This window comes from Bartonella sp. SL320, assembly GCF_059687635.1.
Genome location: NZ_CM185143.1, coordinates 58,127 through 71,709, shown reverse-complemented (window position 1 = coordinate 71,709; position 13,583 = coordinate 58,127). Strand labels below are relative to the sequence as shown.

9 protein-coding genes are annotated in these 13,583 nt (G+C 37.8%); all 9 read right to left on the bottom strand.

Features of this window, described 5'->3' with window-relative positions:
- Window positions 1–44: 44 nt before the first annotated feature.
- Complete coding sequence (gene tsaE, locus AC6ER8_RS00250) at window positions 45–512, bottom strand: tRNA (adenosine(37)-N6)-threonylcarbamoyltransferase complex ATPase subunit type 1 TsaE (RefSeq protein ID WP_497078364.1); 468 nt, start codon at window positions 510–512, stop codon at window positions 45–47.
- A gap of 51 nt (window positions 513–563) precedes the next feature.
- Window positions 564–3,029, bottom strand: a complete 2,466-nt coding sequence (locus AC6ER8_RS00245) for a PAS domain-containing sensor histidine kinase (protein WP_497078362.1) — start codon at window positions 3,027–3,029, stop codon at window positions 564–566.
- Window positions 3,030–3,064: 35 nt separating this feature from the next.
- Entirely contained in the window at window positions 3,065–4,462 is a 1,398-nt protein-coding gene (gene ahcY / locus AC6ER8_RS00240; protein WP_497078360.1) for an adenosylhomocysteinase, read from the bottom strand.
- A 591-nt stretch (window positions 4,463–5,053) separates the two neighbouring features.
- Window positions 5,054–6,052: a complex I NDUFA9 subunit family protein gene (locus AC6ER8_RS00235; RefSeq protein WP_497078358.1), complete on the bottom strand. Its 999-nt coding sequence runs from the start codon at window positions 6,050–6,052 to the stop codon at window positions 5,054–5,056.
- Window positions 6,053–6,095: 43 nt separating this feature from the next.
- Entirely contained in the window at window positions 6,096–7,415 is a 1,320-nt protein-coding gene (locus AC6ER8_RS00230) for a bifunctional folylpolyglutamate synthase/dihydrofolate synthase (protein WP_497078356.1), read from the bottom strand.
- 4 nt (window positions 7,416–7,419) lie between these two features.
- A complete protein-coding gene (gene accD / locus AC6ER8_RS00225; protein ID WP_497078354.1) occupies window positions 7,420–8,340 on the bottom strand; it encodes an acetyl-CoA carboxylase, carboxyltransferase subunit beta in 921 nt (306 codons plus the stop codon).
- Between the two features lie 1,012 nt (window positions 8,341–9,352).
- A complete protein-coding gene (locus AC6ER8_RS00220) occupies window positions 9,353–10,051 on the bottom strand; it encodes a sulfate transporter family protein (protein WP_497078352.1) in 699 nt (232 codons plus the stop codon).
- Between the two features lie 446 nt (window positions 10,052–10,497).
- The gene (coaBC, locus tag AC6ER8_RS00215) at window positions 10,498–11,928 is read right to left on the bottom strand and encodes a bifunctional phosphopantothenoylcysteine decarboxylase/phosphopantothenate--cysteine ligase CoaBC (RefSeq protein WP_497078350.1); all 1,431 of its coding nucleotides are present in this window, start codon (window positions 11,926–11,928) and stop codon (window positions 10,498–10,500) included.
- Between the two features lie 68 nt (window positions 11,929–11,996).
- Window positions 11,997–13,583 (bottom strand): 2-polyprenylphenol 6-hydroxylase, encoded by a 1,587-nt coding sequence (gene ubiB / locus AC6ER8_RS00210; RefSeq protein ID WP_497078348.1) that lies wholly within the window; start codon window positions 13,581–13,583, stop codon window positions 11,997–11,999.

Here is a 13,583-nt window from a genome sequence, read left to right as displayed (position 1 = left end):
ACCAACTAAAAAATGATGATGTCTATGGGCATGTGGATATTTTTTTATGTGCGAATTGCAAAAGAGCGTTGCAAACGTTCAATAGAATGTGGTGCTGCTCTCAGTGTCACATGACGCCCCTGTTCTTTATATTTTAAGGTGAGTGCAAAAGTAGCAAGCTCCAAAAGATCTGCACTTCTTTCTGGCCATTCAACAAGTAAAATGCTTTTTTCACGTGCTTCATCAAGCCCTAATTCATCAATTTCTTCTGCCATAGAAAGGCGATAAAGATCAGCATGAATAATTTCAAACTGTGGAAGTTGATAGCTTTGCACAAGAGTAAAAGTAGGGCTTGGAACATCCATAGTTTTATTGTTTGCAAGCGTTTGGATGATTGTCCGTGCAATGGTTGATTTTCCAGTTCCAAGATCTCCTTGCAGCGTCACAAGATCTCCCCGCTTTAAAGAAAAGGCTAAATTTTGTGCAAAAATCTTTGTTGCCTCTTCATTTTCAAAAAAAAAATTAAAATTCATTAAGACTTCCATGAGATGGGTAAAAAATTTTTTCTATAATAAAAGTTGAAATTAAAAAGTCTTCTCTTCTTTTAGGAGTGGAAAAAAACACTTAACAGTTGTTCCTTTTCCAGAACCAGTAATAATTTCAACATGCCCACCGTGTAGTTCAACGAAACTTTTCACGAGTGAAAGACCAAGTCCAGCTCCCGCACGCCCACCATGGTGTGCATGGGAAGAAAAACGTTTAAAAATACGATCAAGGATGTCTTCAGGGATGTCAGAGCCCTCATTATGAACGCTAAAAACAATGTTATCCTCTTGTTCATCGACACAAAACTCAATAGTGCTCGCTTCTGTTGCAAAATTTATAGCATTACTTAGGACATTCACAAAAATTTGATGTAAGCGTTTTTCATCAGCAGAAATAGAATTTAAGGAGGGAGAAATTTGCTGTAAAAGCGTAATATGGCGTCCATTAAGGCGATCTTCTACACGGGTTACTGCTTGTATCATTGCATCGGCAATATTAACTGATTTTATGTCTAACTCCATGATACCTGCATCAAGGGTAGCAAGATCAAGAATATCATTAACAATATTTAAAAGAGTTCCTGATTCTGAATGAATATGCCCAAGATATTCTTGTTGACGTTCATTGATAGAACCGAAAATTTGATCCCGTAAAATATCGGAAAATCCAATAATATTGGTGAGAGGTGTCCGCAATTCATAAGAAACATGTTGGACAAATTCATTGCGCAAACGATCAGCACTTTCTAGGGCTTCATTTTTTTCTTGAAGAGCACGTGCAACATGGACAGTGTCTGTAACATTCACAAAAGTAAGCATTGTTTGTCCATCGGGCAGAGGGACCAAAGTATAGTCAATAATCGTATCATTTTTAAGATCGATACGACCTGAATATGTTTCACGTTTTTCAGCAAAACCAGTAATGAATTTAGTAAATTGATCCCATTCTTTCCCCAATGTTAAAGCTGAACAATGGTTTTGTAACTGTGTAATGTGAGTCCCTTCTACCAGTAAATTATAAGGCAGAGACCACAATTTCGACAGGGCAGGATTCGATAAACGAAGGCGTCCATCAGTACCAAAAACAACGACACCTTCAGAAAGCTTATCAAGTGTTTCACCTTGTATTTTAATGAGTGTATTATAACGACGTTCAAGATCAATTTTTTCTGTAAGATTTTCATAAAGCCACGTGACCCCTCCTTGTGGATGAGGGGTTGAGATAACACGTACCGTACGTCCATCTGGAAGATTCCAAATTTGTTGGTTTGATTCTGTTTGCTGATAGGCTTTAAAAAGTTCTTCTTTCCACGCGCGCCAATCAGGGTGTTCTGCAATGAGTCCTTTTTCACGTAAACGTTCAAGAAACAACGTATGACTTGGTTCACTTTCTAAAAAGGAACTTTCCAAGGGCCATAAAACTTTAAAAGCATGATTGCAGAATTTTAACTTTTGGTTTGTATCAAAAATAGCTACAGCTGTTGAGATTTGGTCAAGGGTTTCGCAATGACTTTGAAGAACATATTTTAATTCATGAGCAAGATTTTCATAGGCGCTGTCATCACGTGCAAAAGCGGCCATCCCTTCGGCTGTTGTGAGACGTGTGAGGTGAAAACGATGCCGTTCTCCATCAATGACGGTGTGAACATGTTCTTGAAAAATTGTTTCTGTTTCATCTGTTTTGCATTGTGTATTTTCATTGAAAAGATCCCCCACTTCATCACTGCCTTCATGAAAGTCTGTCATTTCTCTAAAAGCGCGATTGATAAAACAAACTTTTCCTTCACAATCTTTTATCCATACAGGCTCTTGAATAAGATCAAGAAGATTACGCTGCATTCTCAGTTCAGTAAGAAGACGGGCAATATCTTTTTGTAAACGAGCATTTTCGCTTTGCTGTTTTGAGATGTCTTGAAAACGAGCAATGGCGACTGTTCCTGCGATAACTCCTGTAACATGTAGCAGCACATTATTTGTGGTGGTGATAGAAAGTTCAAAAGGGTGACATTGAGAGCGCAGTTGAGTCAATGCATAATCAAGTTCTCGCAGAGAGTTTTCTTCAACCCAGAGCTCAAAGCGCTGAAAATTTTGCTGATCAATGCCTATTTTTTGCAATGTGGAAAGGGCACCAACGACACGAGGTAAGGTTGTTGGATTTTCCCAAATAAGAAGGAGTTGCTCGGTTTCCTCTAAAAGCCATTCATAATATTTAAGTTTTTCAGAAAAATCTGCCTGAATTATCTTCAAAGGTTTCTGTGCAGCTTTTTTGGTCTGCATAATAACAGCTATGCACGTGAGAAATGAAGCACAAGAAATTCCTCCACACAGCGCTAAAAGCAGCCATGGACCATTTGGCAACGTGAAGGAAAATGGTAAATAACCTTCCAACGACTGCGCAACAGCGCGTGTGGGAGACAAAAAGACAAAAAGACAAAATATAGACGTATAGATTCGAATCATTTTTTGAGCTTTTTCTTTGGGGGTATGGTCACCAAAGCTGAGCACGACATCTTTCCCTTTTTAAAACCCAAGGAAGCATTTTAATAACGGTAATGGTTTGGTTTATAAGGCCCTTGCGGTGTAACTCCAATATAAGCGGCTTGTTCTTCTGATAAAACAGTTAATTTTATTCCTAACCGATCAAGATGGAGACGTGCAACTTTTTCATCAAGATGTTTAGGCAAAACAGTGACTTCATTTGCATAGTGTTTGGCACGCGTAAAAAGTTCAATTTGCGCTAAAACTTGATTGGTAAACGAGGCTGACATGACAAAAGAAGGATGCCCCGTTGCATTACCGAGGTTTAATAAACGTCCTTCAGAGAGTAAAATGATGCGTTTTCCATCGGGAAAGGTGATCATGTCAACTTGAGGTTTAATATTTATCCATGGCAAATTTCTAAGAGCTGCAACTTGGATTTCATTATCAAAATGACCAATATTGCCAAGAATACACATATCCTTTACTTGTCGCATATGGTCTAAACGAACAACATCTTTATTGCCTGTTGTTGTGATGATAATATCAGCACTGGAGGCAGCATCATCCAAATTAACAACTTCATAGCCATCCATCGCTGCTTGAAGAGCACAAATAGGATCAATTTCTGTTATTTTAACACGCGCTCCAGCACCCGAAAGAGATGCTGCTGAACCTTTTCCCACGTCGCCATAACCACAGACAATGGCTGTTTTCCCAGCGATCATCACGTCTGTCCCACGTCGAATGCCATCGACCAATGACTCTTTACATCCATATTTATTATCAAACTTTGATTTCGTGACGCTATCATTAACATTAATAGCAGGAAAAGGCAGAAGTCCTTGCTTTTGTAATTGATAAAGACGGTTGACACCTGTTGTGGTTTCTTCGCTGACACCTTTAATTGCTGCGCACTGCCGTGTAAAAAAACCTGGCGTTGCATCCATACGCTTTTGGATTTGTTTGAAAAAAATTTCTTCTTCTTCCGTTTTTGGATGCGAGAGGATATCTTTATTTTGTTCGGCACGACTTCCCATTAAAATATAGTTTGTGGCATCAGCGCCATCATCTAAAATCATATTGGAAGGATTACCATCAGGCCATTGGAAAATTGCATCTATATAAGTCCAATATTCTTCCAATGTTTCACCCTTAACAGCAAATACAGGAATACCAGCTGCGGCAATAGCGGCAGCTGCATGATCTTGCGTAGAAAAAATATTGCTAGAGCTCCACCGTATATCCGCACCAATCGCTTTTAATGTTTCAATTAAAACAGCTGTTTGAATTGTCATATGCAATGAGCCAGAAATACGCGCACCGCGCAAAGGTTGACTGGTGGAAAACTCCTTACGACAAGCCATCAAGCCAGGCATTTCAGTTTCAGCAATATCAAGTTCTTTACGGCCATAAGCGGCAAGGGCAATATCTTTGACAACAAAATCTTGAGCTGTCATGCTTCATTCCTTTTAAATCAGTGTTTTGAAGAACGGTAGGAGAAATTAAAAAAAAATGCAAGACAAGAAAGAAGACTTCTTTGATGTGAAAAATTTATGTGAAAAAGCTCTTTAAAAATCTCCAGAATAACACCTTTTAAAGAATAAAAACGACACATGACTCCACAGTTTTTATATTGATTTTTTTATGGGCTAATCAAAGATAGTATATTTACTCACTTATATGGTTGTTTAAAAAAAGCATTATTACCTTGTTTCATTGCATGATTAAGCTTTTTAGCAAAACAATATAAGGCAAAAGCCACTATGTTTTTATTTTTATATTTATGGATAGATAATCCGGATTTAGTTCTTATGGATTCCCATGTTGCATCTTCTCTTGCCGGAAGATGATTTATAAGAAGTATTTTTTCCTATTTTCAATGATTTTTATCAAAAGAGCGTAATATACAAGGAAACACTTTTTTCAAGACTGAACGGAGTGTTAAAAGTGAAAAAACATTAATCTATTGAACACTCTAATTTTAAAGTAGCCAGCAACAAGCTATGAATTAAAAATCAAACAATTAACTCAGTTCAGGAGAATTTATTTTAGACAGTCAAGTTCTGGGAAAATTGACCATGCGGACGAAATCTCCAGAGATAATTTGGCAAGAATGCAGCTATTGCTTTAGGCGTAATGCCCACACCTTCTAAAGTATATCCATTTTCAATAGCTTCTTGAGAAACAATATTATCCATTTGCAAAAAGCGTATTTGATTGGCTGTTACAAGTGTTGGTATAAAAGGCAATTTACCAATGGTTCCCAAAATTCTTCCAATCAATAAACCAACAGAAAGAGGCATGGATAGAATTGTTTTTTTACGGTGAATAATTTTGAGTATCGTTTCAAGAGCATTTTGGAAGGTGATAATCTGGGGACCACCAAGATCATAATTTTTTCCCCAAGAAACCTGTCCATCTAAAGCGTGCGCGATAAACTCAGCAACGTCACCAACATACACGGGTTGTAATTTACTTTGTCCTCCTCCAAAAAGAGGCATAATGGGTAAAAAACGTGAAAAATCTGCCAAGGTGTTAAAAAAACAATCTTCTGGTCCAAAGATAATAGACGGACGGATAACAATTGCTTGAGGACACTTGTTATGAACGATTTGCTCACCCATAAATTTAACACGTGCATAAAGACATGAAGCGTTCTCGTTGGCTACAAGTGTTGACATATAGATGAGTGGAATACCAGCTTCTGCTGTTAATTCAGCAACATTGTGAGTACCATCAATTTGTGTGTTTTTAAAATTCGATTGATTGGCTTGTTTTAAACTACCAGGCAAAAACACTGCAGCATCAGCTCCACGCAATGCACGTGCAACAGAGGCACGATGCTTGATATCTGTTTTCAGCATTTGGGTTTGTCCTACTTCTCCTATTTGGAGCATGTAATAAGCCTTTTGTGGACAACGAACAGCGATACGAACACGATATCCCCGTTTAGTCAAAGTCTCAACAACATGGCGCCCTACAAAACCAGATCCACCAAAAACAGTAATAAGTTTAGGATGTTGATAAAGTGCACGATCAAACTGCATAGTTAAAAAGTCTATCTTTCAAAGCTTTAAAAATAGCTCACTTCTAACATGGTGGTGTTTTATTGTCACGTAAAATATCGCCTGCAAGATAAAGAGATCCTCCAATAAGGAGAATAGCCTCTTTATATTCCATCTTAATTTTATGCAAAGCACCTTGTAAGTGTGTTTGAGGGGATGCACAGATTCCTGCTTTTTGGGCCGATTCAGCTAAGTTTACGGGACAGACACTGGCGTTATTGTGAATAAGTGGTATCGTATACACTTTATCGACAAGGTTTGCTAAAGGACGAAAATAACCGACAGCATCTTTGGTATTAAGCATGCCAGCAATCATAATAATAGGACGATTTGTTTTTTTTCTCCATTGCATAAGTTCTGAAGCAATAGCTTTTCCAGCAGCAGGGTTGTGACCACCATCGAGCCATAAATCAATATTAGGGGATAATTGATCAACCAAATATCCATGGGTTAAATGTTGCATCCGTGCGGGCCAATAAATATTTTTTAAAGCGTCATTGATGACTTGTTCTGAAAGTTGAAAACCTGCTTGATAGACTGTTTCAAGAGCAGCACCAGCATTGGCAACTTGGTGATCTCCAATGAGGTTAGGAAGGGAAAGATCCATGAGACCTTGATTGTTTTGAAAAACCATACATCCATGTTCTTTATAGCTTTGATAATCTTGATCAAAGAGAGAATAAGGTGCTTTATTTTTATCGGCAAGGGATATTAAAGTAGCAAGCGTTTCTTCATAATTTTGCTTACCGATAACCACGGGAACATTTGGTTTTATAATTCCCCCTTTTTGAAAAGCGATTTGAGAAATTGTATCGCCAAGAAAGTTCTCATGATCATAATCAATGGGCATAATAAGCGATACAGCTGGTTTGTTAATGACATTTGTAGCATCAAAACGTCCTCCCAACCCAACTTCTAAAATAACAACATCAGCTGGATGTAACCTAAACAGCATAAAGGCAGCGGCTGTAAAAATTTCAAAAATAGTAATCGGTTCTTGACGATTGACGGTTATAATTTCACGGATTGTTTCAGCCAATAGGCTTTCTGTAACAAGTTTACCCCCTCCTCTTTGGCCTAACCGGCAGCGTTCATTCCAGTTTACAAGATGAGGTGAGCTGTACATATGAACACAGTAGCCAGCACTTTCTAAAAGAGCACGGCAAATTGCTGAGGCAGATCCTTTGCCATTTGTTCCAGCAATATGAATAATAGGAGCAAGTTTTAAATGTGGATTACCAAGACGCTCTAAAAGGTGAAGAATACGGCCTAAAGAAAGATCAAATTTTTTTGGATAATTCTTTAGTAAATCATCCACCATCCTTTGCACTTGACTGTTTGGCATAAATTTAAGCTGCTTTTGTTGTCGAAAGCGATGATTGAGAGTCTGTGGGGGATGGGGTGGAAGGGTTAATAACAGCAGGATGTTTCATCATTAAGCGTAAAAGGCGTGCAATGGTTGTTTTCATTTCTAAGCGCGATACAACCATGTCAATCATACCATGTTCGAGTAGATATTCACTACTTTGAAATCCTTCTGGTAGAGTTTCACGTATAGTTTGTTGAATCACACGTGGACCAGCAAAACCAATCATAGCGCCAGGTTCAGCAATGTGAATATCGCCAAGCATAGCGTAAGAAGCAGTAACACCACCGGTGGTTGGATTGGTCAGAACAACAATATAGGGAAGTTTTGCTTCTTTCAGCATTTCAATCGCTACGGTTGTACGAGGCATTTGCATTAGTGAGAGTGTTCCTTCTTGCATGCGTGCACCACCAGAAGCAGCAAAAAGAACCAACGGACGCTTTTCCGCAATGGCAGTATCAAAAGCTTTGATAATAGCTTCTCCTGAAGCCATACCGAGAGACCCACCCATAAAGGCGAAATCTTGAACGGTTGCAATAATGGGTAAGCCTTCAATCGTACCACGTGCACTTAAAATATTGTCATCAACACCAAGTTTAGCACGATAATCTTTTAAGCGGTCAATATAGCGTTTTTCATCGCGAAACTTTAAAGGATCTGTGACAACTTTTGGATTTTCAAGAGCTGTATAGACACCATCATCAAAAAAATTCATGAGACGATTTTTGGCACTGATACGCATATGATGTCCAGAATTGGGAGCCACAAATTGATTAGATTCCAGATCTTTATGGAAGATCATTTCACCAGTGGTAGGATCTTTAATCCATAGATTTTCTGGAATTTCACGGCGTCCCAATATAGAGTTAATTTTAGGACGAACATAATTTGTAATCCAGTTCATCTTTATAGCCTTCCTTTAAATATTATACATCTTTTGCATGATTTGAAAAAATATAGAATTTAGGCAGTCACATTTTCTTTTTTGGTCGAACGTACAAATTTATTTAATACTTTTATCCGTGCACGTATAGCTTTAGCCTCATTGTTTATTTTATTTTTAATATTTCCAATACCATAAAAATCATATGCACGAAGAGTATTCCCTATAAAAAATTTCTTAGAATTTTTAAGAACTTACATGTTTTTATTCTTTGACTTTGATATTAAAACTCACCTCTTGCGCTGGTTAACAAACAGCCCATTTTCTTTTAATAAAAATGCTTCTCCAATTAATCATTAATATCAACAGCCCTAAAGCAAAGAAATCGTATAATACAAAACCTTAATAAGGTCACAAACCTATTAAAGATAATGAATATGATAACGTTATGTTAGCGAAACGCGAACACCAGAGCAAGATTTTTTTCAACCGGTTTGCTTAAAGCGCGTGCGTTTCATATAAAATAAAGCACCCAAAAAATATCATTTTTATTGTACATTAACGCATTGCTAGATTTAACAGTCTTACATATTCCCAAAATTCTCTCATGATTAGTTCCTATGAAGAGTATACACTCTCTATGAAAGGTATAAAATCCATAAGCTCTTCTATTTTTACTGAAATAGAAGGTACAATATCTGCATACCCTTTTCTAGTTTCCAATGTGACAACAATTCTTGCGTTTGAGAATATTAGTGAGTGGTATTGTATGCTTTTTTAAAAGGCTTTTATCCACACACCACTCCGTTTATGATATTTCAACAAACGATTGCAATTGATCCAATATGATGAGAGTTAAAATGAGAAGTTCTTATGATATTTAGGTTTTTTACTCATGTTAAATAAATTATCATTATAAATTAATGTCTTGAATTAAAAAAGATTAAGCTTAAAATTTTAATAGTATGCTTTTTTAGCGGGCAAGTTTTGTTAGGTTTAAAGTTCAAGAAACCTTATTTTTGAGTGATGCGTTCTATGTTTTTTGGGAAAGCATTTTGTGTAAATGTGTCATAAAAGCAGCTGCAAAAAGCGGTGTGGCCAAATTAAGAATGGGAATCGAAACAAAAACCGCGATCAACAATCCAGCGCCAAAAACCGTTGTATAATGGGTATGTAAAAATGCGCGCGCATTTTGTTCTGTTCGAAAACGATAAGCTGCAAACAAGAAATACTCATGCCCAAGCAAATAACCATTAATAACATAAAAAGCAATCAAATTAACACCTGGTATGAAGAATAAAATAAAAGCAATTCCATTACCAAGAAGGCTTAAAATAACAAATTTAAAGGAAAGAACAAGAGAACACCCAAATGGCATAGCTTGACCAAGAGGCTCATTTGGATAGTCTTGCCTTTCGATGATCTCAGCAGCAGAGTCAATGAAAAAACTACCAATCATAGCTGTGATGGGGGCAATAAAAAAAGCCAATAAAAGAGCCAAACCAAGATTAAAGATGATAAGCATGCTAAATCCCAACCACCCGGCCCAACTCGGGAGTCCAGGAAGAAACTGAGCAATCCAAGGCCAAAAGTAAGACACAAAAATTTGGTGCACACATAACCATAAAATGGCCAGCACGAAAAAAGTAACCCCTAATGCTTTCAGTATCATAATACTATATTGCGAGGTCACAAGGCGTTGTAAAGCACGATAGGCAGCAGTAAGAATCATAGATTAATAAATTAAGGAAAGAAGAATAAAAAACAAGAAATACATTGATATTGTTTTGCAAAAGAAGAGAATTTTTCACCTTTATATATGATTAAAATGTAAGATAAATTTTTCTTATAGAATAGATAAAATAAGCAATCAAAATAAAGAAATGACCAGAATTGCTTAGCTTAAAATAAAACTTGAATAAATAGAAGTTTTTAATTTTAAAAGCTGGATAATAAAAGCTCATTAAAGAATTTTTCATAAAAATGGTGCATTGGAGAGAATAATTTTTTAGATCATCGCACCATTGATTTATGAAGAGAATTGATCATCTTCAATATAAAGAACGCTATATTATCATTATAAATTAATGTGTTAGCTAGTCTAGTCGAGTCGAGATGGATAGACATCTTCTATATATTCAAAAGTTCAGTTCTTATTTTATGAAATGTCTTAGCGTTTTAAAATTTATTATTTGAAATGGGATTTTTTTCTTCATGAAGAGTAGGCATCTGGGGGGCAAAAAATGATACAATCATGTTTGCCAATTTTTGCGCTATGTTATTTTTACTCATAAGAGGCCATTTTTCGACTTTTCCTTTACTTATGAGATAAATTTGATTTGTATCAGCCCCCATGACACTTGTGCCATCTGGTTGAAGAGAAATATCATTAGCCAAAATAAAATCAGCACCTTTTTCGCTATATTTTTTTTGCGCATTCGTAATGATATCACATGTTTCAGCAGCAAAACCAATGACCAATGGGGGGCGGTTTGGAGCACGCCCAATTGTTGCCAAAATATCAGGATTTTCGACCATATGGAGGGATGGTGGTGTTTTATGAGCATTCTTTTTAATTTTATGTAAAGATTGCGTTTTACTGCGCCAATCACAAACAGCGGCAACAAAGATAGCACCATCCGCAGGCAATGTTTCTTGAACGGTCTGTAGCATCTGTTGTGCTGTCTCAACATGAATGGTTTTGACTTCTTGTGGGTCTGCAAGATGAACAGGTCCACAAATAAGTGTTACTTTTGCACCCAAATGCGCAAGAGCGGTTGCAATGGCGTGACCTTGTTTACCAGAAGACCGATTAGCAATGTAGCGCACGGGATCAATTGGTTCATGGGTAGGGCCAGAGGTAACGATGAAATGGCGGCCAGAGAGAGGTTTTTCATGCACATTCAAAAGAGCCTCTATGGCAGCGACAATGGTTAAGGGTTCACTCATGCGTCCATAGCCTGTCTCGTCACGTTCAGCCATATTTCCGCTTTCTGGTCCGATAATATGAACGCCATCTGCACGTAATTGTGCAACATTGCGAACAGTAGCTGGATGTGCCCACATGGCTGGATTCATAGCGGGAGCAATTAAGAGTGGACAGCGTGCTGCTAAAAGGATGCAATCGGTGAGATCATCTCCTATACCATGGGCTATTTTTGCGATGCGATTGGCTGTAGCGGGGGCTAAAATAATGAGGTCAGCATTACGTGCTAGTCGGATATGCCCAATATCATGTTCTTCTTCGCGTGAAAATAAATCAGTATATACCCTATCACCGTTGAGAGCTTCAGCGGCTAAAGGCGTAATAAATTTTTGCGCTGCTTTTGTCATTACAACGTTTAAGTGTGCTCCACGTTCTTTTAAACGACGAATGAGATCAAGCGCTTTATAGGCAGCAATACTACCACCAATAATAAGAAGGAGTGATTTTGATTGCAATGATTGCAGTTCAATGTCACTTGCTTGAGAAGAGGGTATCGTTGGAGTGATAGGATTGCTGAGGAGGCGGCGCGCTTCTTCTTCCATAGAAATGCCATTTTGCGCGGCACGTATACGCAAAGCTTCCTTAACTTCAGGCGAGAGGTTACGAATAGTAAGACTAGCCATAAAATACCTCCAAGAAATAAAATGATTGCAATGATTTCATTGTTGATATTTTTAGCATATTAGGAAGATTAGAAAAGATGAAAAAAGTAAAAAGTGAAAAAAACGCAACAAAGTGCAATGATAAAAAGGCTATAACGACCATAACGGTTTTGACGACTTTGTTCGCTAGCCAGTTTTTTGAGGGTCGCAGGAGAAAGATTAACCCCTGTTTTTCTCATTTGATTGAAATCTTCTTCTATACGTTGAAAATTTTGTACCAATTGCGGTGTTTTGCGTGCCAGCGAAAGAAGAGTTTGCGCTCCTTCACTAAAGTCTTTTGCTACACCTACGGGTCCTAAATTTTTACTAATCCACTCTCTGACAACGGGTTCAGAAGCTTTCCACATATTAAAATTGGGGTCTAATGTGCGGGCAACACCTTCCACGACAACCATTGTTTTTTGCAGCAATAAAAGTTCAGGTCGTGTTTGCATGTCAAACAATTCAGTGACTTCAAACAACAAGGTGAGCAACTTAGCCATGGAAATACTTTGTGCTGATTGTCCGTGAATAGGTTCACCAATCGCGCGATTAGCTTGCGCAAAGCTTTCAATATTATGGTGTGAAGGGACATAACCTGCTTCAAAGTGAGCGCGTGCTACCCGATGGTAATCGCGGGTAATAAAGCCGTAAAGAATTTCAGCAAGGAAATGCTTTTCTTTTTTTCCAAGCCTTCCTGTAATGCCTAGATCAACAGCAACAATACATCCATTTGAGTCTACAAATAAATTACCAGGATGCATATCGGCATGAAAAAAACCATCACGCAATGTGTGGCGTAGAAAGGATTGAATAAGCGTGATAGCAAGTGCTTGTAAATCAAATCCTGCTTCTTTAAGTTTGGAAATTTCAGATATTCTTATACCATCAATCCATTCCATGGTGAGAACATTACGTCCTGTTCTTTCCCAATCAATTTTTGGCACCCGAAAGCCTGTATCCTGTTGAATATTTTCAGCCATTTCAGATATAGCTGCTGCTTCTAAGCGTAGATCCATTTCAAGACGTGTTGTTTGTGCTAAAGTATCTACCACACGAACAGGGCGCAATCTTCGAGAGGCAGGGATGTAGCGTTCTTGTAAATGCGCAATAAGATAGAATCCTCTAAGATCTTTAGAAAAACGCGCTCTAATATTGGGACGGATGACTTTTACGGCACATTTTTTCTGATGACCGCTTTCATCATTATATTCAGCCGGATGAACTTGAGCGATAGAAGCAGCGGCAATAGGGGGATAAAAATTGATGAATAAATCATCAATAGAGCGACCAAGAGAACTTTCAATTTGAGCAATAGCGGCAGTACAAGAAAATGTTTGGACGCGATCTTGTAGTTGAGACAAATCCTCTGCAACATCTCGTCCGACAATATCAGGTCTTGTGGCAAGAAATTGACCAAGTTTTATATAAGAAGGTCCAAGCTTATTGATAGCATGCGAAATATTTTCAGATCGTTGTTTTTTTTTCGTTTTACGTCGCGCTAATGCACCCGCTATGCGATGACATAATGCAGGAAATCCTCGTAGATCATCATGGGGGAGAGCACTTAAAACACCTTCACGCGCTAAAACCCATCCCGCACGCATCAATTGAAAATAGGGAGAAATTTGCACCAT

Bases quoted from the DNA above. Each gene is read 5' to 3' on its own strand.
- tsaE (WP_497078364.1), bottom strand. From the start codon at position 512: ATGAATTTTAATTTTTTTTTTGAAAATGAAGAGGCAACAAAGATTTTT.
- ahcY (WP_497078360.1), bottom strand. From the start codon at position 4,462: ATGACAGCTCAAGATTTTGTTGTCAAAGATATTGCCCTTGCCGCTTAT.
- AC6ER8_RS00235 (WP_497078358.1), bottom strand. From the start codon at position 6,052: ATGCAGTTTGATCGTGCACTTTATCAACATCCTAAACTTATTACTGTT.
- AC6ER8_RS00230 (WP_497078356.1), bottom strand. From the start codon at position 7,415: ATGCCAAACAGTCAAGTGCAAAGGATGGTGGATGATTTACTAAAGAAT.
- accD (WP_497078354.1), bottom strand. From the start codon at position 8,340: ATGAACTGGATTACAAATTATGTTCGTCCTAAAATTAACTCTATATTG.
- AC6ER8_RS00220 (WP_497078352.1), bottom strand. From the start codon at position 10,051: ATGATTCTTACTGCTGCCTATCGTGCTTTACAACGCCTTGTGACCTCG.
- coaBC (WP_497078350.1), bottom strand. From the start codon at position 11,928: ATGGCTAGTCTTACTATTCGTAACCTCTCGCCTGAAGTTAAGGAAGCT.
- ubiB (WP_497078348.1), bottom strand. From the start codon at position 13,583: ATGGTGCAAATTTCTCCCTATTTTCAATTGATGCGTGCGGGATGGGTT.